The sequence below is a fragment of the Methylobacterium sp. 88A genome (genome assembly GCF_000376345.1).
Taxonomy (GTDB): domain Bacteria; phylum Pseudomonadota; class Alphaproteobacteria; order Rhizobiales; family Beijerinckiaceae; genus Methylobacterium; species Methylobacterium bullatum.
Genome location: NZ_AQVT01000001.1, coordinates 3,662,422 through 3,686,490, shown reverse-complemented (window position 1 = coordinate 3,686,490; position 24,069 = coordinate 3,662,422). Strand labels below are relative to the sequence as shown.

The following is a 24,069-nucleotide window of genomic DNA, read 5'->3' as shown; positions in this document are numbered from 1 at the left end:
CTGCCATGTGACAGGCGGCAGGTTCGAGGGCTCCGGCGAAGGTACCAGGATGAGTGAGAGCACCAGGGAGCTGATCCTGAGCGCCGCCCGGCTGACCGCGCAGGCGCGCGGCTATGGCGGCCTGAATTTTCGCGATCTCGCCGAGGAGGTGGGCATCAGGGCGGCGAGCATCCATTACTATTTCCCCGGCAAGGCCGCCCTGGGTGCGGCGGTGGCCGGGCGCTACCGGGAGGATGCGGCGGCGGCGCTCGAAACCATGGCGGCCGAATTCCCGGACCCCCTCGACTGTCTGCGGCGCTACCCCGACACGTTCCGCGCGGCGCTCCAGAACGACAACCGGATGTGCCTCGCCAGCATGATGGCCGCCGAACACGACGACCTGCCGGAGGAGGTGAGGGCCGAGGTGCGGGCCTTCGCCGAGGTCAACGTGGCATGGATCGGCCGACGGCTCTCCGCCGCCTCCCTCGTCACGGTGGAGGACAGCACGCCGAGGGCATGGGCTATCTTCGCGGCCATCGTCGGCGCGCAGCTCCTGGCGAGAAGCCGGTCGGACATCGCCGTCTACGATTCGGCGATCGACACCTACCGGAAGGCGGGACTTTTGCCTGACTAAGACCGGACCTCGATAAGCCTGACTCGTCGAGGTCTCCCCGCGCGACGGCGCGGCGGCGGTCGTCCGCCGGACGTCACTGCCCCTGACCGATGGATCAGAGTCGGTGAGACTCAGTCCCGGCCCGGACCGACATTGTCGGCGGCGAAAGCATCCCGGACGCCGAGGGGTTTCGGCCGCCCCTCCGTGCTGTCGCGGGCGGTCTGGCGTTCCGTCTCCGAGTTGATCTCGGCGCCGACTAGGACGACCACGATCGACAGCCACATCCACGACATCAGGCCGATGCCGGCGCCGAGCGACCCGTAGATGCGGTTGTAGCTGTCGAAGCTGGCGACGTACCAGGAGAAGATTCCGGAGGTGCAGACCCAGAGAAACGCCGCCAGTGCACTGCCCCAGCTCACCCAGCGCCATTTCGCCCGGCGCCGGCTCGGGCCGTAGCGATAGATCAACGACAGGCTGAAGCTCACCACGACCAGGATGACCGGCCACCGCGCCACGGACAGGATCGTGTCGGCCCATCCCTGGAACCCGAAGCGCTCCACGATCGCGGGAAGGACCACGACCACGCTGATCGTGAGGAGGAGAAACGCGGCCCCGCCGAGGGTGAACAGGAAGGTCGTGGCGTAGAACCGGACGAGGGTCCGGTCCTCCCGCTCACGGTAGATGACGTTGAGGGCATCGAAGAGCGCGCTGACCCCGGAATTCGCGCTCCACAGGGCGATGAGCAGGCTGATCGTCGAGGTGAGACCGAGGGACCCCGTGCTGCGTTCGGCGATCCGCACCAGTTGTTCGGACAGGAGATCGAGGGCGGCGGCGGGGAGGATGTAGGTGAGGAGGCCGACATGCTGGCTGATCACGGCGGGATCGGAGAACACCCCGTAGATCGAGACCACGGCCACGAGGCCGGGAAACACCGCGAGCAGGGCGAAGAAGGCGACGCCGCCGGATGTAGTCAGCACGCGATCCTGCGGCAGGGCCCAAAGGACGCGCCAGAGGATGTCCTTCCATCCCGCCTGCGGAATGTCGGAGGGACGGCTCGCATCGCGGCCCCTGTCCGGCTCCCGTGCCCGCCGCCGCGCCGTTTCGAGGGCCGCTTTATCCTGCGACCGCGTCCCCACCGAGCGCCAGTCGTCACCCTCGTCGACGTCCTGGGCCATGGCTGCGTCTCTCGTGAGGGCTGACACCCGTGATCGGGCCGCGGATCCACCTTATGGCATCGGCAGGGGCGGGTGCACGGATGAAGCGCCCAGTCGATCGATCCCTCGGGTCGGGAGAGGGGAGACGGCGCGGAACTCATCGGCGAGGCCCTCGTTATGAAGAGAACAATTCATGAACGAGGTTGCGCGATGACGAAGAAGCAGGCGACGGACGAGAACGAGAACGAGAACCCGAAGACGGCCGGTGGCGACGCGTCGAACCGGATCAAGGATCCCAGCGAGTGGACCACGGGCGACGAGCCGATGACCGGCGCGCAGGCCTCCTACCTCAAGACCCTGTCGGAGGAGGCGAAGTCGCCGGACGCGTTCGAGCCCGATCTCGACAAGGCCGAGGCTTCCAAGCGCATCGACGCCCTTCGCAAGGAAGCCGGACGGGGCTGATCCGCCCTCATCCTCGGTTTCCGCTGCTCCCTGCGTGGAGAAGCGGGCGTTTTACGGGAAACGTTTAAACGGGCGGCAACGATTTCCGGCGTAGGACAACCTGCGCCGGCTTCGTCGAGGATAGCCCCACTTCCATGACGAACCGCGAGTCAATTCGGGCGACGCAGCGGGATCGGGCTCGATCCCGTGTCCCGGGCCTCGCCGCCCGGTTCAGGCGTGACACGTGCGGCACGACCGCGATCGAATATACGCTGATCACCGGACTGATCTTCCTGGCGATCGTCACGGCGCTCCATCTCTATGCCGACAGCGTCGGCGCGATGTACAAATATATCGGTGACGCCATCGCCCGGAGCACGTGAGGCTTCGCGCGACGCTCAGCGCCGTGTCGGGCCGGGTTTGGCGGCGGGTTTCGCCTTCGACGGATCCATGGCCGTCATGCCGTCGCGCCACAGGCTGTCGAACAGGCTCTGCATCGTCCGTGCGTTCTCCTGCTGGGCCTCCAGCCCGGACTGGAACATCTGCTGCAACAGGTCGAACGGGTTGAGCGGGGAGGCTTGCGCCGCTTCTGTGGTCCTTGTGCCCGAGGCGGGTTTGGAACCCGACGCAGCCTTCGAACTCGCGGATAGGCTGGGCTCCGGGAAGAAGCGCGCCGGCGGCAGGCTTCTCTGGGCCGGGGTTGCGCGGGAAGACGTCACGTCCTTGGGCGCGGACAGCATCGAGCCGCCCGCCGCCATGAACGCGTTCATCATCTCCGTCCAATAGGGATGGGTCGGGATGCCGAAGGGGGAGGGGGGAGGCGCCGCCGGGGCCGGAGCCGCCTGGCTGGGGTTCATCATGACGTGGACGATCCCCGCCACCACCATCCCGGCCATGATCGGCAGCATCTGCCGGAGGGCCGGCGTCGCGACGCCGCTCGCCGCCGCGGCCTGCTGCAGCACGGCCTGCCCCAGATGCTGCGAGCCGAAGAGCTGGCGCATCATGGCGTCCATCTGCGGCCTGGCCTGCGTGGTGGCGGAGGCGCTCGGGTCCATGAAGCTGAACATCTGGGTGAAGCCGGTGGGATCGGCGGCGGCGTTGCGCTGGAGGCCCAGCGTCAGGGCCGGCATCAGCGCTTCCATGGCCCGCCGGGTCTGGTCCGGCGACAGGCCGAACTGCTGGCCGAAACCGTTGGCGCCCATTCCGCCTTGCGCCTGCATGAGATCGAACAGGTTGAACATGGCGGAAGCCTTCTGAATCCCATCGCGGCCAGGCGGACATGCTTCAGCCCGCTGTCGAGGAGCGAACTCTGTCGCATCCCGGCGGCACTTACCAGCCCGGGATCATGCCCGTACCGGCACTAAACCAGTGCGTTCGGCCTCTCCGGTGCCGGAATATCGCCTCCGGCGGCATCCGCCTCGGCTTCCGATGCCATTTTCGGCGCGTGACCGGTCCGTTTCTCCAGTTGCGCCACCGTCCGGAAGGCCAGCGCGATCCCGATCGCCCCGAAGGCGACCGAGCCGAAGCCCACCCCGGCGATGATGCCCTTCGGGCCGTACAGATGGGCGCCGAGGAGGGCCGGCGGAACGGTCCCGATGGTCGCCCGGCCCCAGTTGAGGAAGGTCGACAGGAAGGGAAAGCCCAGATTGTTGAACGAGGCGTTGGCCAGAAACAGGAGGCCGGTGAAGAACCACACGCCCCCGCTCACGAGGCAGAAGAAGACGAAGAGCTCGGCGGCGGTGCCGGTCAGTTCGAACAGGCCCGTCAGCGGTCCACGAAAGACGATCAGGGCGGCCCAGACCACCACGACATAGGCCGCCGTCACCAGCGCCCCATCCCGCAGCACGCCGCGCATGCGGTCGAACCGGCCCGCTCCCCAGTTCTGCCCGAGGATGGGGCCGATGGAGCCGGACATGGCGAAGAGGCCGCCGAAGGCCACCGGGGTCAGCCGGTCGATCACTACGTTGCCGGCCACCGCGACGGCGCCGAACTTGGCCAGCGCATGGGCGATGAAGGCGCTCGCCACCGAGGGGGCGAGGTTGGTGAGCACGGCGGGCAGGGCGATCCTGAACACGGTGGGCGCGTCCGCGATCACGTCCGCCAATGTGGGGGCGGCGAGCATCCGGTGCTGGCGCACGCCCCACAGGCCGACGAGGGCGAAGGTCGCCCGCGCCACGCAGGTGGTGATCGCCGCCCCGTCGATCCCCAGACCCGCCGTGAAGATGAGGAGAGGGTCGAGACCGGCGGTGACGATGGCGCCGCCCAGCGTCACGTACATCGCCTGGCGCGCCGCGCCGACGGCGCGCAGCAGGCCCGAGAACATCATGCCCGGCCCCATGAGCATGTTCGAGGGCAGGGCGATCCAGAGGAATCGCTCGGCCACCGGAAGCGTCTCGGCATCGGCGCCGATCCAGGACAGGATGAGGGGCAGGAACGGCAGCATGGCGAGGACGAGGATGCCCGAGACGACGATGCCGTGGATCGAGGCCGAGGTGGCGAGCCGCCGCGCACCCGCTTCGTCGCCGGCCCCGATCGCCCGCGAGACCAGGGCCCCGGCGGCGATCATCAGGCCGATATTGATGGCGATGGCGAAGAACTGGACGATGGTGGCGAAACCCACCGCCGCCGTGAGCGTCGGGTCGCCGAGCTTGGAGACGTAGATCAGCGAGAGCAGGTCGACCACGAAGATCGCCATCAGGCCGATGGAGCCCGTGCCGGTCATCACCACCACGTGCCGCAGGATCGATCCCGTGACGAACCGTCCGGCCTCCTGTCGGACGGCGGGATGTCCCGCCGCCTTGCGGGTGTCAGGCATCCGACGGGGTGTCCTGGGGTTGCAGCGTGCGGGTCGCCGCCTCGCGCCGCTCGAGGCCGATGATGTCCCGCGTCTCGGTGCTCAGCGCGCGCGAGGGGCGCTTGGGTTCGGTGAGCGGTTCCGGCTTGATCTCGGGGCTGCCGCCCATGTAGCGCGATTCCTCCGGAAGGGCGCCCGCCTGCTGCAGGACGAGGCGGGCGACGTCACGCTTGCGCACGTCCTGGGCCGTGGCGGCGGCGGCCTCCGCCGGGATGCCGAGCCCTTCCAGGGTGGCGCGGCCGAAGGCGATGGCCGATTCCACCGTCTCGCGCAGCTGGTAATCCACGTCCCGGTTCATCAGTTCCACCGCATGCATCCGGTCGTAGGCGCGCACATAGGTGCGCACCGCCGTGAATTCCTCGTGCACGATGTCGACGATCTTCAGGGCGGCCTGCGGGTCGTCGACGCAGATGCAGAGCAGTTCCGCCCGGCCCACTCCGGCGGCGCGCAGCACGTCGAGGCGGGTGCCGTCGCCGTAATAGATGCGGAAGCCGAAGCGCGAGGCACTGCGGATCTGCTCCACGTCCTTGTCGATCACCGTGACGCTGATCCCCTCGGCGAGCAGCACCTGGGTCAGGATCTGGCCGAAGCGGCCGAAGCCGACGACGAGGACGCGGGCCTCGGTGCTCTCGATCTGGTCGGGGGCATGCTCGGCCGCCTCCGGTCGGTGGCGGGACAAGTAGCCGTCGAGGGCCTTGGCGGCGACGGGGCCGACCAGCATGGTGAGGGCGGCCAGCGCCACCGCGAAGCGCGTGGAGGGCTGGTCGATCAGGCCGAGTTCGGCGCCCGCCGGCAGCAGCACGAAGGCGAACTCGCCGGCCGGCGCGAGAATCGCGGCCCCGCGCACCGCGTCGAGCCAGGGCGAGCCGAACAGGCGGAACAGGCTGGCCACCAGCCCGACCTTGATGAGGATGGCCGCCGCCGTCGCCCCGAGCAGGGCGGGCCACGCGCTCTTGAGCAGGCCGCCGTCGATGGACATGCCCACGCTCATGAAGAACAGGCCGAGGAGCATGCCGCGGAACGGCTCGATATCGGCTTCGAGCTGGTGCCGGAAATTCGATTCGGCGAGCAGCACGCCGGCGAGGAAGGCGCCCATGGGCATCGACAGGCCGACATGCTCCATCAGCATCGCCGTGCCGAGCACCACGAGGAGGGCCGCTGCCGTCATCACCTCGCGCGCACCGCTGGCCGCGAGCAGGCTGAAGAACGGGTTGAGGCCGTAGCGGCCCACCAGAACCACGGCGAGGAGGGCGCCCCCCACCGTGGCAGTGGATTGAAGGGCCTGGCCGAGCCACGCGTCGTTGCCGCTGCTGCCGGTGGAGGCGAGGAGCGGCATCAGGGCGAGGATCGCCACGACGGAGATGTCCTGGAACAGGAGCACCGCGAAGGCGCGGCCGCCATAGGGCGTGCCGAGGTCTCCGCGCTCCTCGAGGAGCTGCAGCGCCACCGCCGTGGCCGACAGGGCGAGGGCGACGCCGATGACGAGACTCGCGGCCGGGGTGAGCCCGAACAGGGCACCGGCGCCGGCAAGCACAATGGTGCAGAGCAGCAGCTGCGTCGCACCGAGCCCGAAAATGTCGCGCCGCATCGAGATCAGCCGCGAAATCTCGAGTTCGAGGCCGACGATGAAGAGAAGGAGGACGACGCCGAGCTCCGCGACGCTCGCGGCGGTCTCCGGCTCGGCGATGAGCGAGAACCCGAAGGGGCCGATGACGACGCCCGCGACGAGATATCCGAGCACCGCGCTCTGGCCGATGAGACGGAAGATCGGCACGCCGATCACCGCCGCCGACAGGAAGGTCAGCACCGGCGGCAGGAAGCTCACATGGGTTGAGGCGCTCGCCATGTCGATCCGGTCTGTGAGGAGTGGGGTCGCCCGCGGCCGATGCCGTAGGCGCGTCGCCGTGCTCTCCTCTTAGACCAGGGGCACCGCCCCCGCCACGCCTGCATGGCGTGGACGGGCGGTGTCGGATCCATCACCGGTGCGGAGCGGCACGCGGTTCAGGCGAAGCGGCGCGTCACCTGGCGGACGGCGCGATGGGCCAGGATGATCTTCGTGGCGTCCGAAGGCGTAGGCGCGTCGTAGGCGTCGAGGACGTCCCAGCGGGTCAGGCCGATATCGTTCAATTCCCGCTCGGACAGAGAGCCGAGCTCCACGAGGCCGCGCTCGTTGGCATCGTTGCGCGAGAAAACGGAGGCGGCCTTGGTGAGGAGGCTGCCGACGAAGCGAGTGGCCCGTCCGACCTGTTCGGCTGCTGCGTCGCCCGGGGTCCAGTTGAGGGTGCTGTTCATGATCCTAGTGTCCAAGTTCTCGGCGCACGTTCACGATGAGGAAGGTGATGCACGACGAGGAAGGTGATGGGGGTGATGTGCGCCCCCTTCGCCGTGAATGACGTGCGATCGAACACTTAGCCTCAATAGACTTGCGGTGCCTGCAGGTCTGGTAGAACCGGACCACGGATAAACCTCAATCACCACCCGATTGACCAGTTTGGCGGCATGCCGAATTCGAAGTCATGCTCAATAATGCACGTTCTGCTGTTCTGATCAGATCTTAACGACTTGGGCGGCGGCGCGCCTCCCGTCTCTCGTCCCGGCGGCTCATCAGGAACTGGGAGGCATCGGCCGGGCCGGCGCCCGCATCCGTCACGTCCTGCCGGATCAGGCCGATATCCTTCAGCTCGCGATCGGTCATGCCGCTGAGCTTGTGCAGGACCCGACGATTGATGGCCTGGCGCGACAACTCGGCGGCGGCCTTCGCCAGGAGTTGGCGAGCGAAGCGGGCGAGCCGTCCGGCCCGGTCACCGGCCCCGGTGCCAGCTTGCTGCTTCAGGAGCGTGGTCATCAATCGTCCTCGTCTCGCCCGTCGTGATCGTTCGGTCGTGATGCGCTCCGGGGCACTGGCGACGATAGGGACAGTCCAGTACGCTTAGCCTGAATTGTCCGGACGGTGGAGCAGTACAGATGGCGGGATCGGCGCGGACCACGCCCACCCTGGTGGACACGGTTTCCTCCGCGATCACGGAGCGGATCGCCGGGCGGCAGCTCATGCCCGGCGCGCGGCTGCCCTCGGTGCGGGCTTTCGCCGAATCCATGGGCGTGTCGAAATCCACCGTGGTGGAGGCCTATGAGCGCCTCGGCGCGGAAGGCGCCATCGTCGCGCGCCGGGGCTCGGGGTTCTATGTGGCGGGCAAGACCCGCCCGCTCTGCCTGAAGGAGATCGGGCCGCAGCTCGACCGGGCGGTGGACCCGCTCTGGATCACCCGACAATCCATGCAATCCGGGCCGGAGTTGCTGAAGCCCGGTTCCGGCTGGCTGCCGTCGTCATGGATGCCCGAGGAGGCGATCCGGCGTGCCCTGCGCCACATCGCCCGCGACGCCGATTCGAACGTGATCTGCTACGACAAGCCCCTCGGCTTTCCGCCGTTGCGGGGCCAGATCGCCCGGCGTCTCGCCGACAAGGGTGTCGAGGCGGAGGCCGACCAGATCGTCCTGACGGATTCGGCGACACAGGCCGTCGACCTGCTGTGCCGTTTCCTCCTCGACCCGGGCGATACCGTGCTGGTCGATGACCCCTGCTACTTCAACTACCATGCGCTGCTGCGGGCGAACCGCGCGAAGGTGGTGGGCGTGCCCTTCACCCCCGCCGGGCCGGACGTGGCGCAACTCGAACGGCTGATCGTCGAGCACCGGCCCCGGTTCTACCTCACCAATTCCGCGCTCCATAACCCCACCGGCGCCACCCTCGCCCCGGCCGTGGCCCACCGCGTCCTCAAGCTCGCCGAGGCGCACGACATGCTCATCGTCGAGGACGACATCTTCGGGGACCTCGAAGCCGACCCGGCCCCGCGTCTGGCGGGGTTCGACGGGCTCGACCGGGTGATCGCGGTGGGGAGTTTCTCGAAGACCCTCTCGGCCTCGATCCGCTGCGGCTACATCGCCCTGCGCCCCGACTGGGTGGAGGGGCTGATCGACCTGAAGCTCGCCCTCAGCCTCGGCAACGGACATCTCTCCGCGGCGCTGATGCACCGCCTCATCACCGACGGGGCCTATCGCCGCCACCTCGCAGAAATCCGCGAAAAACTCGCCCGCGCCATGGGCGAGACCGCACGGCGGCTGGAGCGCTGCGGCCTGACGATCTGGACCGAGCCGCGCGGCGGTCTTTTCCTCTGGGCGCGCCTGCCGGACGGGCTCGATTCGGCGGATGTCGCGCGCCATGCCCTCGCCAGGGACGTGGTGCTGGCCCCGGGCGCCGCCTTCAGCGCCGGGGCGGGCGGCCGCGAGTTCCTGCGCTTCAACGTGGCCCATTGCGCCGATCCGAGGACGTTTTCGGTGTTGGAAGACGCCATGGCGGCGGTTTGATCGGGGTCCGGCTGGCCCTGCCCGGAACCCACCGCCCGGGCCGAGGCTTTGAAGAGATACGGCAAAGCTCAAAAATATGTCGGGAGGACCCATGTCGAAGCCGGAGGCGTCGAAGCCGGAGTTGAAGCAGCCGCGTCCGCCCGAACTGTTCTCGCCCTGGCGCACGGAGGCGCGCGCCCGGCTCCAGCAGGAGGCCCGCGATTTCGCCAGGGATGTGGTCCTGCCGCTTGCCGACGAACTCGACCGGCAGAAGGCCGAGATGCCGCGCTCGCTCATCGACGCCATGGCGAAGAAGGGCTGGTTCGGCATCACCATCCCGGCCGAGCATGGCGGGCTCGGCCTCGGCGTGTTCGAATATTGCCTCGTCTCGGAGGAATTGGCCCGCGCCTGGCTCTCGGTCGGCAGCATCCTGGCGCGGGGGCAGGGGCTCGGCACCCAGACCCTCGACGAGGAGCGCCGCCGCGCGTTGCTGCGCAAGTCCGCTCGGGGCGAGTGGATCGGCGGCATCGCCCTGTCCGAGCCCACCGCCGGCTCCGATCTCGCCGGCGTGAAGACCCGCGCGGTGCGGGACGGGGACGATTGGGTGCTCACCGGCACCAAGCGCTGGGCCGGTTTCGCGCTCGCCGCCGATTTCATCGAAGTCCTGGCCCGCACCCGCGAGCCGGAGCCGGGCGAGCCGCGCTCGGCCGGGCTGGAGCCGTTCCTCGTGGTCAAGACGCCCGGCACCTTCCCCGAGGGGATGACGGGCCATGTCATCGACAAGATCGGCTATCACGGCTTCCTCACCTTCGAGCTCGAACTCGACGGCGTGCGCGTGCCCGAGGGCGACCGCCTCACCGGCCTCTACGGCGATGGCGGCGCGGATGCGGATTCCGGCGGCTTCGCCTCGGTGCAGCGCGGCCTCAACATCGCCCGCGTCCACACCGCCGCCCGCGCCGTCGGCGTCGCCCGCGCGGCGGTGGAGGATTGCCAACTCTACCTGCAGGAGCGCGAGCAGTTCGGCCATCCGATCGGCGAGTTCCAGGCCCTGCGCTTCGCGCTGGCCGACATGTCGGCGGAGGTCGATCAGGCCCGCGCCTACTGGCAACAGGTGGCCCACCTCCTCGACGAGGGCGAGGCGGCCGAGAGCGAATCCGCCAAGGTGAAGCTGCTGGCCACCGAGATGGCGGTGCGCGTGACCAACCAGGCGATGCAACTCCACGGCGGCAACGGCTACACCACCGAACGCCGGGTGGAACGCTACTGGCGCGACGCGCGGCTCACCACGATCTTCGAGGGAACGAGCGAGATCCAGCGGCGGATCATCAGCGACCGGATGTTGGGGCGGGGGTGAGGGAAACGCCCTCACGCTCGGACGGTGTGACCGCTGGCGGATCGACCGTCGCGGATCACTCCCAGCGGTCGATCCGATAGGTTGCGGTGCCGATAGCGCTCTCGACGCGGATCCGATGATCCCCATCCTGGCCGACGAGGAGACCGTTGGCCGTGCCCTCCTCGACGCCCTCGATCCTGTGGGCTTTCGAATAGGTCTCGATCACGGCCCGTACCCCGTGCAGGTCCGAGCGCAGGAACTCTGGAAACAGGCAGAGGCCCGAGGCGGCATCATCCTGCGCGCCGTCGAGGATCAGCACCGCGCCCGTCCTGTGGTGGCGATACCGGTCCGCGCCGGACCACAGGACGGGCAGGAGCGTGGCCCCCGTCACCGGCACCCACGCCCCTTCGGGCAGGCGCCAGCGCGTCGGGGTCGAGCCGTTCACGTAGATGTACCAGGAGACCGGGTTGCGCGCCTCGGGTCGGTCCCATTGCAGGAGGGGCGGCGCCTCGGGATCGACGGCGGTGACGAGGCCGCAAAAGGTCATCCGCTCCGCCGTGAACACCCACATCCGCTGCGCGTCAGGGAGGACGTCGCGGGCGAACTTCGACCAGGTGACCGTCTGGGCCGGCATGTCGAGCACGGCTTCGGGCACGGCCGCCTGCCTCGCCTTCAGACCCCCGAAGATGCCGGAGGCGGTGTGGGAGGCCGTCGCTTCGGCCGCCGCCGCCCCCGCCCCATGGCGCGGGCGCCAGATCGTGGGGATCTCGTCGAGGCGCGCGTAGCGGCGGCGCAAGGCCGGTTCGAGACCGAGCTGGGCGAAGAGGCGTTCGGCCTGGGCGATGGTGCCCGCCCTCGGCGCGGCCTGCGGGCGCTGGTAGGCGAGCGGGTGCATCTTGGCGGCGAAGCGTGCCTTGACCGTCGCGAAATCCCGGCCCTCTGCGATGTCCGCCAGCAGCGTGCCGATCATCCCGCCGCGCGGCGTGCAGAAGCCGGGCGGCGCATTGGCGACGGCCCGCCACAGGATCGCGTCCCGCTTCGGGCCGGCCTTGCGCGGAACCTCGTCGTGCAGGCGCAGGAGAAACTCGGCCGGGCCGATCACCTTCTCGGAGCGGTAGAGCGCCTCGGCCCGCAGGAGGGTGAGTGCCTGCGCCACGACGCGCCGGTCGAACACGTCGAGGGCGTGGGAGAGCGTGCGGAAATCCTCGCGCCGCGCCGCCATCGCCTGCCGGGCGGTGACCACGATGCCGCCGTAGCGTCGCGTTTCCGGCACCGCGAGCGAGAAGTGGGGAAAGCCGCCGGCCGTGGGGCGGCCCCAGGTCTCGCCGGAGGCCAGGAAGGCGGAGCGGATCGGGGCGCCGGTGACGGCTCCCATCATCGCCGTGACGGCGGGCCGGTAGAGGTCGGGAACGGTATCGGGGCTCCACAGCGCGGAGGCGATGCCGCCGTTCTTCGTGACGGTGACGAGGCGGCCGAAGCGGCGCAGGAAGGTCAGGCAGCAGGAGCAGGTGTGATAGGGCCGCCGCTCCGCCGGCAGGTGCTCGAGGAAGAGCGGACCGAGATCGGGAGCGTCGACGTCGAAGAGATGGCCGTCGGCCGCGACGACGGCGTCGAACCGCGCCTGCACGGCGCGCGAAAACGCGTCGAACGTGGCCGCTTCGCCCGCCGCCGGGGGCGGAGGCGCGGTTCCGGCGTCACTGGTCATGGTCGGCCTCCGTTATTGGCCCAGAGGCTCGCCTCCGCGCCCGAGAGAGATCGATGCTCTGCCCGTCGACAGATGAAGGGCGCCCAAGAATGCGATCAGATCGAGGGAGGATCGAGCAATACTCCCCCGGAACGGTATATTGGGGAGCTTAAGGCAGAGGGTTTGTCGGTACAATGCCGTGCATCTCGTCCGGCGAGAATGACTTATAGCCTGAGACGGGGCCGGCCGGTCTATCGCGGAGGCCGTGGGCGGGAGCGGGGGAGACGGTGGGATAGGGAGAGCTTGCCACGTTCGTGATTCGTCTTCGACGGCGGTGCGGCGTTCCCAAAACGTCAGCCGGCGGGGGCGGGACCCGCGACGGAAGCGATGGGGATGGCAGGTGTGCCCCACCTGCCCTGACACCGCGGCACATTATGCGCTATAGGAGGTTGACAGGGGCGGCCTCGCCTCGCCACATCCCGGCTATCATGAGCGATCCTCTTTCGAAGACCTTTCCCGACGGTTCGGCCAAGCCGCCGCTGGAGATTCTGCTCTGCGCGCCGCGGGGGTTCTGCGCGGGCGTGGTCCGCGCCATCGACGTGGTGGAGCGGGCGCTGGCGATCTACGGACCTCCGGTCTACGTGCGTCACGAGATCGTCCACAACAAATACGTGGTCGAGAGCTTGAAGCGCAAAGGCGCGGTGTTCGTGCGCGAGCTCGACGAAGTGCCGGACGGCAACGCCCCGGTGATCTTCTCGGCCCATGGCGTCGCCAAGACGGTGCCGGCCAATGCGGACAATCGCGGCCTCGTCACCATCGACGCCACCTGCCCGCTGGTGACCAAGGTCCACCGCGAGGCGGAGATCCACCACAAGCGCGGCCGTCACGTGCTCCTGGTCGGCCATTCCGGCCATCCGGAAGTGGTCGGCACCATGGGCCAGCTGCCCAAGGGCTCGATCACCCTGGTGGAGGATCTGGAGCAGATCGCCGCCCTGGAGCCGGACAACCGCGACAACCTCGCCTGGGTCACGCAGACGACCCTGTCGGTGGACGACACCCGCCATATCGTCGCCGCCCTGAAGCAGAAGTTCCCGACCATCACCGGGCCGCACAAGGACGACATCTGCTACGCCACCACCAATCGCCAGGAAGCGGTGAAGCAGGTGGCCCCGCTTGTGGATGCGGTGATCGTCGTAGGTTCCTCGAACTCTTCGAACTCGCAGCGCCTGCGCGAGGTCGCCGAGCGCGTCGGCTGCCCGATCACCCGCCTCGTGCTCCGCGCCGAGGAGATCGACTGGCCGGCCTTCGAGGGCATCCGCAAGCTCGGCCTCACCGCCGGCGCCTCGGCGCCCGAGGTGCTTGTGGAGGAGATCATCGACGCCTTCGCCGCCCGTTACGACGTCACTGTCGACACGGTCTCCACGGTGGTGGAGGACATGTCCTTCCCGCTGCCGCGCGAATTGCGCAGCGAAGCCGCCGAGTAGGCCGCATCGCCCGTTTTCCTCGCTGGGGGCGCCGAAGGGCGCCCCTTCTCATGTCTGCCCTCCAACGTCAGCGAAGCCCGTGGCCGTCTATACCGAGGTCTCCGACGAGGCGCTGACCGCCTTCCTTGCCCAATACGAGATCGGCACGTTGCTCTCCTACAAGGGCATCGCCGAGGGCGTCGAGAACACCAACTTCTTCCTGCACACCACCGCCGGCTCCTACATCCTCACCCTCTACGAGAAGCGGGTGAATGCCGGCGACCTGCCGTTCTTCCTCAACCTGATGCAGCATCTGGCCGCCCGTGGCCTCGCCTGCCCGCAGCCCATCGCGAAGCGCGACGGCGTGGCGCTCGGCGAACTCTGCGGCCGGCCGGCGGTGATCGTGACCTTCCTCGACGGCGTCTCGGTCAAGCGCCCGACGGTCGACCATTGCCGGGCTCTCGGCGTCGCTCTCGCCGGGCTGCACCGGGCGGGCAGCGATTTCGGCATGACCCGCGCCAACAACCTCTCGGTGGAATCCTGGAAGCCGCTGTTCGAGGCTGCCGGCCCCGCCGCCGACAGCGTCTCCGAGGGTCTGACCGAGCGCGTGCGCGGCGACCTCGCGGTGCTCCGGGCCGGCTGGCCGCGCGGCCTGCCCTCCGGCGTGATCCATGCCGACCTGTTCACCGACAACGTGTTCTTCATCGGCGACGACCTGTCGGGCCTGATCGATTTCTACTTCGCCTGCACCGACGCCTTCGCCTACGACCTCGCCATCTGCCTCAACGCCTGGTGCTTCGAGCCCGACGGCAGGTTCTTCCCGGACAAGGGCGAGGCGATGATCGCCGGCTACCAATCCGTGCGGCGCCTGCAGGACGACGAGGTCGCGGCGCTGCCGATCCTGTGTCGGGGTGCCGCCCTGCGCTTCATGCTGACGCGCCTCGTCGACTGGCTCAACGTGCCCCCCGGCGCCCTGGTCCAGCCGAAGGACCCGCTGGAATACGACCGCCGGCTGGTGTTCCACCGGGCGGCGACGCATGCGCGGGATTACGGCTGGCGCGAATAGCGTCTTCGCAGAGATCAGGGCATGAAAAAGCCCCGGCCGTTTCCGGCCGGGGCAAGGTGGTCTCGTTCGTGAAGGCCTAAAAGAAGCCGAGCTTCTTGGCCGAGTAGCTGACCAGCATGTTCTTGGTCTGCTGGTAATGGTCGAGCATCATCTTGTGGTTCTCGCGGCCGATGCCGGACTGCTTGTAGCCGCCGAAGGCCGCATGGGCCGGGTAGGCATGGTAGCAGTTGGTCCAGACGCGGCCGGCCTGGATCGCGCGGCCGAAGCGGTAGGCGCGGGTTCCGTCACGGGTCCAGACGCCGGCGCCGAGGCCGTAGAGCGTGTCGTTGGCGATGGAGAGCGCGTCGGCATCGTCCTTGAAGGTGGTGACCGAGAGGACGGGGCCGAAGATCTCCTCTTGGAAGATGCGCATCTTGTTGTGGCCCTTGAACACGGTGGGCTTCATGTAGAAGCCTTCCGCGAACTCGCCGTCCTTCACGTTGCGCTCACCGCCGGTGAGGCATTCGGCGCCCTCCTGGCGGCCGATATCGACGTAGGACAAGATCTTCTCCAACTGCTCGGAGGAGGCCTGCGCGCCGATCATCGTGGTCGGGTCGAGGGGCGAGCCCTGGGTGATCGCCTCGACGCGCTTGATCGCCCGCTCCATGAAGCGGTCGTAGATCGATTCGTGCACCAGCGCGCGGCTCGGGCAGGTGCAGACCTCGCCCTGGTTGAGGGCGAACATGGTGAAGCCTTCGAGGGCCTTGTCGAAGAAATCGTCATCCTCGTTGGCCACATCGGCGAAGAAGATGTTCGGCGACTTGCCGCCGAGCTCCAGCGTCACCGGGATGAGGTTCTGCGAGGCGTATTGCATGATGAGGCGGCCCGTCGTCGTCTCGCCGGTGAAGGCGATCTTGGCGATGCGGGGCGAGGAGGCGAGCGGCTTGCCGCATTCCAGGCCGAAGCCGTTGACGATGTTGAGGGTGCCGGGCGGCAGCAGGTCGGCGATGAGCTCGGCGACCACGAGGATCGAGGCCGGGGTCTGCTCGGCGGGCTTGAGCACCACGCAATTGCCGGCGGCGAGCGCGGGTGCCAGCTTCCACACGGCCATCAGGATCGGAAAGTTCCACGGGATGATCTGGCCGACGACGCCGAGCGGCTCGTGGAAATGGTAGGCGACGGTGTCGTGGTCGATCTCGGAGATCGAGCCTTCCTGCGCGCGGACGCAGCCGGCGAAGTAGCGAAAATGGTCGATGGCGAGCGGGATGTCGGCGTTGGTCGTCTCGCGAATCGGCTTGCCGTTGTCCCAGGTCTCGGCGAGGGCGATCAGGTCGAGATTCTCCTCCATCCGATCGGCGATGCGGTTGAGGATGAGCGCGCGCTCGCCCGGCGAGGTGCGGCCCCAGGCCTCCTTGGCGGCATGGGCCGCATCGAGGGCCTTCTCCACGTCCTGCGCGTCGGACCGGGCGACCTCGCAGATGACGCGGCCTGTGACCGGCGAAGTGTTCTCGAAATACCGGCCGGCGACGGGGGCGACCCACTGGCCGCCAATGAAGTTCTCGTAACGGGCCGAGAACGGCGCCTTGGTACCTGACGACAGGAATTCGGGCTTGTTCATGTGCGTTTCCTCCGTGTTGTTCTTGTGTGCGCCAGCAGAAGCCGGGCGGATTGCCAAATCAAGATAGACTTTTGGCCTAACCGGCTCGGAGCGACGGCATCGAACGGGTCGGCGCGTGGTCCCGCTTCTGTGGCGAAGAGCTACGCGCTGAAGCAGTCTAGCCCCTCTGCGGCGGTCTGGCGATGCCGTGGGAAGGCGATTTGGAAGGCCTCGCAAAACTCTCGATCACCGGCGGTTATCTCCGGGAGTGCGGTTCCGCAGCGGGAGTTTTGCCAAAATCGATCATCCGATCAGATCACCTCAGGATGAGGTAAAGCCTTGGACGAACAACCCAAACAGGCTCGGCAAGACACTCACCGTCCCGACGGCAGCCGGGTGAAGCGCCGGGCGGTGATCCGCCGGGCGATGGCCCGGTCGATCCTGGGACCGGCCCGTTCGATGCCGTCGCGGTGGATCATCACGCCCGTGGCGCGTCCGTCCGGTTCGATGTCGAAGGCCACGCGGATCGCGCCGTTCTCCGCCACGAAGGCCCTGTCGCTCTCGGCGACGAGGGTGATGCGGGACTCGGTCGATCCCTGACCGAGCGCCTGCGCCGTGAGGCGGTCGCCGTCGCGGGTGACGCCCAGGACCGAGCGCGGGCCCGTCCGGTAGAAGCCGACATAGCGGTCGAGAACGGTCTGGCCGACGCTGATCTCGGTGCGCGCGGGCTCGCCGAGATAGAGGGCCGCGAGTTGTCGCGAGAGGGCCTGGGCCGGCACGATCTCGGAATTGCCGAGCACCACGATGGTGAGGCCGAGATCGGGGTAGGCATCCTTGATCGCGCTGAACCCGCTGATAAACCCGCCATGCGACCACAGGCGGTGCCCGTAGGCCGTGCCGATGTACAAACCGAGGCCGTAGCCGTGGCCGTAATCCGTCACCATGGCCCGGCGCGACGCCTCCGACAGGACACGGCCGGAGAACAGCGCCCTGTCCCAGGCGACGAGATCGTCGAGGGTCGAGGCCAGCATGCCGGCACCCGACGGAGCGCTGGCCGCCAGGGGCAGGGCGTGGCGCCATTCGCCCGAGACGCGGCGGTAGCCGGCGGCACGCCGGGGGATGATGGCGCCCGGATCGGCGTCCCGGGTCGAGGCCAATCCGGCCGGCGCCAGGATGGCGTCGTTGAGGTAGCGCGCGAAACTCTGGCCGGTGATCCGCTCGATCAGGCCGGCGAGGAGGATGTAGCCGGTATTGCTGTATTCGTGGCCGGTCCCCGGCGGGAAGAGCAGATCCTCGCGGTAGAGGAGGGCCACCGTCTCCATCGGCGAGCGCTCGATCCGCCCGAGCTGCGTCGCGTAGCCCGGCAGGGCGGTGACGTTGGGCAGGCCGGAACTGTGGTTGAGGAGCATCCGGATCGTCATCGGCGCCCAGGCCGGCGGCAATTCGGGCAGGGTGCGGATGGCGGGATCGTCGAGGGAGAGGGAACCGGCCTCGGCGAGTTTCAGGATCGCCGCCGCGGTGAACTGCTTCGTGATGGAGCCGATGCGGAACATTGTGTCCGGCGTGTTGGGGATCGCCCATTCGCGGTCGGCCATGCCGTAGGCGCGGCGGAACAGGGGGATGCCGTCCCGCGCCACGATCACGGCACCCGAGAAGACGCCGCCCCTGGCGTGCGAGTCCATGAGGGCCGAGGCCTCGCGCGCGAAGTCGCCGGTCTCGTCCTGCATGGGAGCGCCTGACGCCCTGTCCTGGGCAGTCGCCGCGCCGAGCAGCAGCAACAGGGCGCAAGCGCCGGAAAGGAAGCGTGAAAGCATGAGGCGCGGTGATCCGTCGGCTGCGATCCTGCCAAGGTTGCGCGGGAATGTGGCGTGGTTGCGCGGGAGTGCCACCCCCGGTCGAGATCGGCGGCATTCCCGCGAAACCGTGATCGGCATCGGCGCCGAGATCACTGTTTTGCCCCGAAGCTCGGCAACATGGCCCGCCTTCGTGCCGACGGACGAAGCCATCCGTCGCGACCGGACTCGCTCCGCCGATGACGGCCCTTCCCCAACCACGCAACAGGAAGAGACATCCATGAGCCGCACCACTCGCGCCCTGCTGGCAGCGTCCCTCGCCTTTGGTACCTCCGCCCTGGTCTCGCAGGTCAGCTTCGCCCAGGCGCCGCAGAAGGCGCCGGCACCCGCCAAGGCCGCCCCCGCCGCTCCCGCTCCGGCCCCCGAGGCCGAGGAGCAGAAGGAGGTCGCCCTGACCCAGGCGCTGATCGACGGCCTCGTGGCGGCGCAGCCCGAACTGGCGAAACTCCCTGCCGGCAACGCGGACAAGCCCGATCCGAAGGTCCAGGCCCAGGCCGTGGCCATCGCGAAGAAGAACGGTTTTGCCAGCGTCGACGACCTGCAGGACGCGGCCGACAGCGTCGAGGCGGTGCTGGATGGCGTGGACCCCGAGACGAAGACCTATGTCGGCGTCGTGCCGCTGCTGAAGAAGCAGGTCGCCGCCATTGAGGCCGACACGAAGATGAAGCCCAAGGACAAGGCCGCCGCGCTGAAGGACATCAACGAGGCGATCGCCGCCGGCGAGCCCACCAAGCCCTCCGACGGCAACATCGCCCTCGTCACCAAGAACATCGACAAGCTCGGTCAGATGGCGGGCGGCGGGCAGTAGCACCCTGCTGAGCTGAGCCCGGCCTCCGGGAATGGCGGTCCGCGAAGGGCTCGTGCAACCGGAGGTCGGGCCGCTGACTTTCCATTACGACGTCGCCGGCGCAGGAGCCGGCGACCGCAGCGAGGCTCAGGACCAGTGACTGCACCTTTGAGGCCGGCTCTCCCGGAGGGCGGTCCGGCCTGGAACGGCCCGGGCTTCGGCGAATTCGTCGGTATCGTCGCCCTGATGATGGCGGTGACCGCCATCTCCATCGACAATCTGCTGCCGGCCTTCCCCGCGATCCAGGCGCGGTTCTCGGTCGCCGACCCGAATGCGCTGCAGCTTCTCGTCTACGTCTACATGATCGGCTTCGGCGTCGCCCAGATCGTCTACGGGCCGGTCTCGGATGCGCTGGGGCGCCGGCGGGTGCTGCTCGGGAGTCTGGCGGTCTACGGCGCGGGCACGGGCCTCGCCATGGTCGCGCCGTCCTTCGAATGGCTCTTGGCCGCCCGCGTCATCCAGGGGATCGGGGCGGCGGGTGGGCGCGTCCTCTCCACCGCCATCGTGCGCGACCGTTATTCGGGGCGCGAGATGGCCAGCGTCATGTCGCTGATCATGATGGTGTTCCTCATCGTGCCGATGATCGCGCCCGCCATCGGCGGGGCGATGCTGCTGCTCGGCTCCTGGCACTACGTCTTCGTCTCCATGCTGGCCCTGGCCGGCATCCTCACCCTCTGGTTCTCCTGGCGCATGCCGGAGACGCTGCACCCGGAATTCCGACGTCCGCTCTCCCTGCGGTCGATCGCTCAGGCGGTCGCCCTGACCTTCCGCACCCGCGTGGCGGTCGGCTATGCCACCGCCCTCGGGCTGCTGACCGGCTGCATCATGGGCTATGTCGGCTCGGCCCAGCAGCTCTTCGATACCGGGCTGTACCGGCTCGGCGCGCTGTTTCCCCTCGCCTTCGCCCTGGTGGCCGGCGCCATGGGGGCGGCCACCCTCGTCAATGCCCGTCTGGTGCGGCGCCTCGGGATGCGGCCGCTCTCGCATGTGGGCCTCACCCTGTTCGTGGCGGTGGCGCTGGCCCAGGTCGGAATCGGCCTCGCCTATGCCGGGCATCCGCCGCTGTGGCTGTTCCTGACGGTGCTGGCCTGCAACCAGTTCATGATCAGCTTCGCCATGCCGAACTTCAACGCATTGGCCCTGCAGCCCCTCGGCGAGATCGCGGGGACGGCCTCGTCCTTCCTCGGATTCTACACCACGATCCTCGGCGCCTTCTGCGGCTTCATCATCGGCCACGCCTTCGACGGCACTGTGCTGCCCCTCGGCCTCGGCTATGCCGGCCTCGGGGGAGCGGCCCTCCTCGTCGTCGCCTGGACCGAACGTGGCCGGTTGTTCCGAGGTGGGGTGTCGGGGTGAGTGTTGATGGATGCACCATCGACCAGAAGTTAAACTGAACGCTCACCCCGCCTATTCTTGACTGCACGGCTGGCGTTCCCCAAAGAGTTCGATCGATGAGTGCGTCCTACGCGATCGCCTTCTTCTTCACGCCGTTACTCGCCGTTGGCCTCGGCTGGCTCGCGGTTTTGCTGCATGAGCGCTCGCTGGCGAAGGCGGAGCGTCGCTCCCCGGGCGAGTGAGCGCCGGCTCCAAGCTTTAACGCCGTCTTCAGCCGGTCTCGCGCATTCTCCCGATCTCGATGGGGTCAGGGACGGAGTTCGCGCGTGTTCGGTCGGAGCCAGGACGGAATCCTCCTTGCGTCGCGCCTGTTGCTGGCGGCGGCGCTGCTGCCCACCGGCATCGCGCGTGCGCTCAATGTCTCGGGTTTCGCGCTGGCGCTGGCCGGGGCCGGGATGCCGTCTCCCAATGCCGTCGCCACGGCGGCCGTGGTGGTTCAGGTCTTCGGGCCGCTGGCGCTCATCCTCGGTGTCCTGCCCCGCATCACCGGCTTCGCCCTGGCGGGGTTCGCGGTGGCGATGGCGGTGCTGCTGCACGGGTTCTGGGCCTATTCCGGCGCGGCGGCGATGACCGAGCGCACCCTGTTCCTCGCCGATCTCGGCCTGGCCGGCGGCTTCCTCATCTACGCTATGGCCGGTCCCGGAGCCTGCAGCTGGCAGGGCTGGCGCCGCTCGACCCGGGAGGCGCCCGCTCCCGCCCGGCCGCAATCGGCCAACGCCAATGCGAAATCGGCCAAGGGACCGAAGCGCAGCCCCGCCCGGCCGTCGAGCCGCGCGGCGGCCTAAACGCCCTTCGACGCGAGGCGCTGACCCGATACCTCCGCGCCTGCATCCGGCTTCAGCCGCAGGAAGGCGAGGAGGGAGACGGACGAGATCAGCGCGACGGTGAGGAAGGCGGGCCAGAAATCGCCGGCCTCGATGGTCGTGCGGCCATGCTGCGCGGCGGCCGTCTCCAGGGCCAGGGCTCCGATGGAGACGCCGAGGCTGAGGGACAATTGCTGCGCGACGCTCGCGAGACTCGTCGCCGAACTCATCTCCCGCTTGTCGAGATCGGCATACGCGATGGCGTTGACGCAGGTGAATTGAAGCGACCGGACGCAGCCGCCGACGAGCAGGATGCCGATGATGATCCAATGCGGCGTCTGCGCCGTGAACAGGCCGTTCACTGCCAGGAAGCAGGAGGCCACGACGGCGTTGAACAGCATCACCCGGCGGAAGCCGTAGGCGCGCAGGATGCGCGGCCCGATGATCTTGATGAGGAGCGCGCCCGCCGCCGCGGCGAAGGTGAGAAGGCCCGATTGCAGCGGATCGAGGCCGAAGCCGATTTGCAGCATCAGGGGCAGCAGGAACGGGATCGCCCCTGTGCCGATGCGGAACAGGCTGCCGCCGGTCACCGCCGCGCGGAAGGTCGGGTACCTCAGCAGATCGAGGCGGATCACCGGATGCTCGACCCGGCGCGAATGCGCGAGATAGAGCGCGAGCAGGATCGCGCCGCTGCCGAGACACCCCCAAGACACGTAATCCGGCAGGAGATGGCGTCCGAGAGAGGCGAGGCCGAGCATCAAGGTGGCGAGCCCGGTTCCCGAGAGCAGGAAACCGAGGACGTCGAGGGGCGGCCGGGACGGCTCGCGGATGTTCTCGAAATAGATCGTGGACAGCACGATTCCGGCCAGGCCGATCGGGATGTTGATGAAGAAGATCCAGCGCCAATCGAGATAGGTCGTGATCAGCCCACCCAGCGGCGGCCCCATGATCGGGCCGATCAGGGCCGGAATCGTCAGGTAGGCGAGGGCGCTGACGAGTTCGCTCTTCGGCACCGCCCTGAGGATGACGAGACGGCCGACCGGCACCATCATCGCCCCGCCAATGCCCTGAAACGCGCGCGCTGCGACGAAGGCGCCGAGCGAATCGGACGCGGCGCAGGCCAGCGACCCCGCCATGAACACCACGAGGGCGGCGCGGAAGATCGTGCGCGCGCCGTAGCGATCCGCCATCCAGCCGCTGATCGGGATGAAGATCGCAAGGCTGACGAGATACGCGGTGAGCGCGAGCTTGAGCGCGATCGGATCCTCGCCGAGGCTTCGGGCGATGGCCGGCAGCGCGGTGGCGATCACCGTGGAATCGGTGTTCTCCATGAATAGCGCGGTGGCGACGACGAGGGGAACGATCTGGGATGGGCGCATGGGGATCGCGTAGGTAGCGCGGACGAAGCCGCCCGGTTCCGTCACGCCGTCGAGGGGGCGCAACTCGGCTCTCGAACGAACATGCACACAAATGATGGTCTCTGTGGATGACACGTGCGGTGTCGCACGTGGTGGACGACCGTGACCCACGAGCCACAGGTGCGGGCTTCACGTCGTCAGGCCGGCATGGCCGCCTTTCGGGGGCGTCGATACGGCCTTAAGCTCAGCAACAATTCGGCTGTCTCGTATCACGTCGGTTGAGCGAGCCACCGCCGCCATTTTGCGCGAAAGATATTGAATGCCCTCGCGGTTCGAAACCTGTCGACGCTCGCCCCTCATCGGTGGGGCTCTGGGCCTGCTGCTCATGGTCGCCGGTTGCGGCACCGTCATTCTCAACGAGACGGGGTCGCTCACCCGCTACGACCGCCTCAACGGCAGCACCGAAGTGGCCACCGGGGCGAAGCTCTACGCCGATCAGCCGACCCTCGCGGCGACGCGGACGGTCCGCATCATCCCGGCGGCGTTTCCGGAATCGATCTCCGGCCCCGGTCTCAACAGCGTCGAGCGCCGGCTGATCGCCAACGCGGCCGACCGCGCCCTCTGCTATGAGCTGTCGCTGCGCTACGACGTGGTCTCCACCAAGAAGGCCGACCTCACGATCCGGTCCGCCGTCACCCGTGTCGAACTCACCAACGTCCCGGCGGCCGGCGCGACCATCGCCACCTCGGCGGGAATCACCATCGCGTCCCAGCTCGGCGTCGGCTTCGCCACCGCTGTCGGCCGCGTGCCGATCCCGCGCATCCCGATCGGTCTCGGCAGCATCACCATCGAGGCCGAGGCCCTCGATAGCCGTCACCAGCAGCGGGCGGCGATGATCTGGGGCGGCGGCGCCAACGCCTTCACCAACCAGGCGCGCTTCTCGGCGGCCGGGGACGCCTACGATCTGGCCGGCGAATTCGGCCAGGATTTCGGCACGTTGCTCGTCACCGGGCGCGACCCGTTCAAGGAGCCGCTGGCGATTCCGAGCTGGGACCGCATCCGCGTCACCACCCTCGGCGAGGCTCCGCTCGACCCGGATTGCGAGCAGTTCGGCCGCGCGCCCGGCATCGACGGCATGGTCGGCGACTATCTCGGCCTGCCGCCGGAATGGACCGACAAGGGTCCCCGCGACACGATCAACTGAGTTTTCCATTGCGATGCCGCGATCCTGCCTTTGCGCAGGGTCCGGCCCCATGATACTGCGCCGTGCCAACGCATTCGGCGTCGACGGCTGTTACAGCCCGGCGCC

The 24,069-nt window shown here is 68.5% G+C and carries 22 protein-coding genes; 12 read left to right on the top strand and 10 right to left on the bottom strand.

Features of this window, described 5'->3' with window-relative positions:
• Positions 1-49 precede the first annotated feature (49 nt).
• Entirely contained in the window at positions 50-613 is a 564-nt protein-coding gene (locus A3OM_RS0117650; protein ID WP_018045100.1) for a TetR/AcrR family transcriptional regulator, read from the top strand.
• 110 nt (positions 614-723) lie between these two features.
• Here A3OM_RS0117650 and A3OM_RS0117645 read toward each other — a convergent pair whose 3' ends face one another.
• Positions 724-1,767: a YihY/virulence factor BrkB family protein gene (locus A3OM_RS0117645; protein ID WP_018045099.1), complete on the bottom strand. Its 1,044-nt coding sequence runs from the start codon at positions 1,765-1,767 to the stop codon at positions 724-726.
• 189 nt (positions 1,768-1,956) lie between these two features.
• Between A3OM_RS0117645 and A3OM_RS0117640 the strand changes: the two genes are divergently transcribed.
• Both A3OM_RS0117640 and A3OM_RS0117635 read left to right on the top strand, forming a co-directional pair.
• On the top strand, positions 1,957-2,208 hold the full coding sequence (locus A3OM_RS0117640) for a DUF3072 domain-containing protein (RefSeq protein WP_018045098.1): 252 nt from the start codon (positions 1,957-1,959) through the stop codon (positions 2,206-2,208).
• 134 nt (positions 2,209-2,342) lie between these two features.
• Positions 2,343-2,570: a Flp family type IVb pilin gene (locus tag A3OM_RS0117635; protein ID WP_018045097.1), complete on the top strand. Its 228-nt coding sequence runs from the start codon at positions 2,343-2,345 to the stop codon at positions 2,568-2,570.
• Positions 2,571-2,585: 15 nt separating this feature from the next.
• Here the strand turns inward: A3OM_RS0117635 and A3OM_RS0117630 are convergent, their stop codons facing one another.
• From A3OM_RS0117630 to A3OM_RS0117610, 5 genes are all read right to left on the bottom strand, one after another.
• On the bottom strand, positions 2,586-3,428 hold the full coding sequence (locus A3OM_RS0117630) for a DUF937 domain-containing protein (RefSeq protein ID WP_018045096.1): 843 nt from the start codon (positions 3,426-3,428) through the stop codon (positions 2,586-2,588).
• Positions 3,429-3,547: 119 nt separating this feature from the next.
• Complete coding sequence (locus tag A3OM_RS0117625) at positions 3,548-5,002, bottom strand: MATE family efflux transporter (protein WP_018045095.1); 1,455 nt, start codon at positions 5,000-5,002, stop codon at positions 3,548-3,550.
• Complete coding sequence (locus A3OM_RS0117620; protein WP_018045094.1) at positions 4,995-6,887, bottom strand: monovalent cation:proton antiporter-2 (CPA2) family protein; 1,893 nt, start codon at positions 6,885-6,887, stop codon at positions 4,995-4,997. Before A3OM_RS0117620 ends, A3OM_RS0117625 begins: the two co-directional genes overlap by 8 nt.
• 155 nt (positions 6,888-7,042) lie before the next feature.
• A complete protein-coding gene (locus A3OM_RS0117615) occupies positions 7,043-7,333 on the bottom strand; it encodes a DUF1127 domain-containing protein (protein WP_018045093.1) in 291 nt (96 codons plus the stop codon).
• Between the two features lie 262 nt (positions 7,334-7,595).
• Positions 7,596-7,886: a DUF1127 domain-containing protein gene (locus tag A3OM_RS0117610; RefSeq protein WP_018045092.1), complete on the bottom strand. Its 291-nt coding sequence runs from the start codon at positions 7,884-7,886 to the stop codon at positions 7,596-7,598.
• Between the two features lie 119 nt (positions 7,887-8,005).
• Between A3OM_RS0117610 and A3OM_RS0117605 the strand changes: the two genes are divergently transcribed.
• Both A3OM_RS0117605 and A3OM_RS0117600 read left to right on the top strand, forming a co-directional pair.
• Complete coding sequence (locus A3OM_RS0117605) at positions 8,006-9,403, top strand: PLP-dependent aminotransferase family protein (RefSeq protein WP_018045091.1); 1,398 nt, start codon at positions 8,006-8,008, stop codon at positions 9,401-9,403.
• Positions 9,404-9,494: 91 nt separating this feature from the next.
• On the top strand, positions 9,495-10,736 hold the full coding sequence (locus A3OM_RS0117600; protein ID WP_018045090.1) for an acyl-CoA dehydrogenase family protein: 1,242 nt from the start codon (positions 9,495-9,497) through the stop codon (positions 10,734-10,736).
• 55 nt (positions 10,737-10,791) lie between these two features.
• On the opposite strand, the gene A3OM_RS24260 is transcribed toward A3OM_RS0117600, so the two are convergent.
• Positions 10,792-12,420, bottom strand: coding sequence for a hypothetical protein (locus tag A3OM_RS24260; RefSeq protein ID WP_018045089.1), 1,629 nt, complete (start codon positions 12,418-12,420; stop codon positions 10,792-10,794).
• A 467-nt stretch (positions 12,421-12,887) separates the two neighbouring features.
• Between A3OM_RS24260 and ispH the strand changes: the two genes are divergently transcribed.
• Together ispH and A3OM_RS0117585 are read left to right on the top strand one after the other, a co-directional pair.
• The gene (gene ispH, locus A3OM_RS0117590) at positions 12,888-13,883 is read left to right on the top strand and encodes a 4-hydroxy-3-methylbut-2-enyl diphosphate reductase (protein WP_018045088.1); all 996 of its coding nucleotides are present in this window, start codon (positions 12,888-12,890) and stop codon (positions 13,881-13,883) included.
• 79 nt (positions 13,884-13,962) lie between these two features.
• On the top strand, positions 13,963-14,928 hold the full coding sequence (locus tag A3OM_RS0117585) for a homoserine kinase (protein WP_018045087.1): 966 nt from the start codon (positions 13,963-13,965) through the stop codon (positions 14,926-14,928).
• 76 nt (positions 14,929-15,004) lie between these two features.
• Here the strand turns inward: A3OM_RS0117585 and adh are convergent, their stop codons facing one another.
• Together adh and A3OM_RS0117575 are read right to left on the bottom strand one after the other, a co-directional pair.
• Positions 15,005-16,525 carry an aldehyde dehydrogenase gene (gene adh, locus A3OM_RS0117580; protein ID WP_018045086.1) on the bottom strand — a complete coding sequence of 507 codons (1,521 nt, stop codon included), beginning with the start codon at positions 16,523-16,525 and terminating at the stop codon, positions 15,005-15,007.
• Between the two features lie 353 nt (positions 16,526-16,878).
• Positions 16,879-18,318, bottom strand: a complete 1,440-nt coding sequence (locus A3OM_RS0117575; RefSeq protein ID WP_026176155.1) for a serine hydrolase — start codon at positions 18,316-18,318, stop codon at positions 16,879-16,881.
• A 259-nt stretch (positions 18,319-18,577) separates the two neighbouring features.
• Here A3OM_RS0117575 and A3OM_RS0117570 point away from each other — a divergent pair, with 259 nt between their 5' ends.
• From A3OM_RS0117570 to A3OM_RS0117550, 4 genes are all read left to right on the top strand, one after another.
• Positions 18,578-19,165 carry a hypothetical protein gene (locus A3OM_RS0117570; protein WP_018045084.1) on the top strand — a complete coding sequence of 196 codons (588 nt, stop codon included), beginning with the start codon at positions 18,578-18,580 and terminating at the stop codon, positions 19,163-19,165.
• A 228-nt stretch (positions 19,166-19,393) separates the two neighbouring features.
• Positions 19,394-20,560: a multidrug effflux MFS transporter gene (locus tag A3OM_RS0117560; RefSeq protein WP_043764850.1), complete on the top strand. Its 1,167-nt coding sequence runs from the start codon at positions 19,394-19,396 to the stop codon at positions 20,558-20,560.
• Positions 20,561-20,655: 95 nt separating this feature from the next.
• A complete protein-coding gene (locus A3OM_RS26605) occupies positions 20,656-20,781 on the top strand; it encodes a hypothetical protein (protein WP_018045081.1) in 126 nt (41 codons plus the stop codon).
• Between the two features lie 84 nt (positions 20,782-20,865).
• Positions 20,866-21,384 (top strand): DoxX family protein, encoded by a 519-nt coding sequence (locus tag A3OM_RS0117550; RefSeq protein ID WP_018045080.1) that lies wholly within the window; start codon positions 20,866-20,868, stop codon positions 21,382-21,384.
• Here the strand turns inward: A3OM_RS0117550 and A3OM_RS0117545 are convergent.
• On the bottom strand, positions 21,381-22,781 hold the full coding sequence (locus A3OM_RS0117545; protein ID WP_026176154.1) for a DHA2 family efflux MFS transporter permease subunit: 1,401 nt from the start codon (positions 22,779-22,781) through the stop codon (positions 21,381-21,383). The two genes, A3OM_RS0117550 and A3OM_RS0117545, sit on opposite strands and share 4 nt — an antisense overlap.
• A 298-nt stretch (positions 22,782-23,079) precedes the next feature.
• Here A3OM_RS0117545 and A3OM_RS0117540 point away from each other — a divergent pair, with 298 nt between their 5' ends.
• Positions 23,080-23,964, top strand: a complete 885-nt coding sequence (locus A3OM_RS0117540) for a DUF3313 domain-containing protein (RefSeq protein ID WP_018045078.1) — start codon at positions 23,080-23,082, stop codon at positions 23,962-23,964.
• The last annotated feature ends 105 nt before the right edge of the window (positions 23,965-24,069 follow it).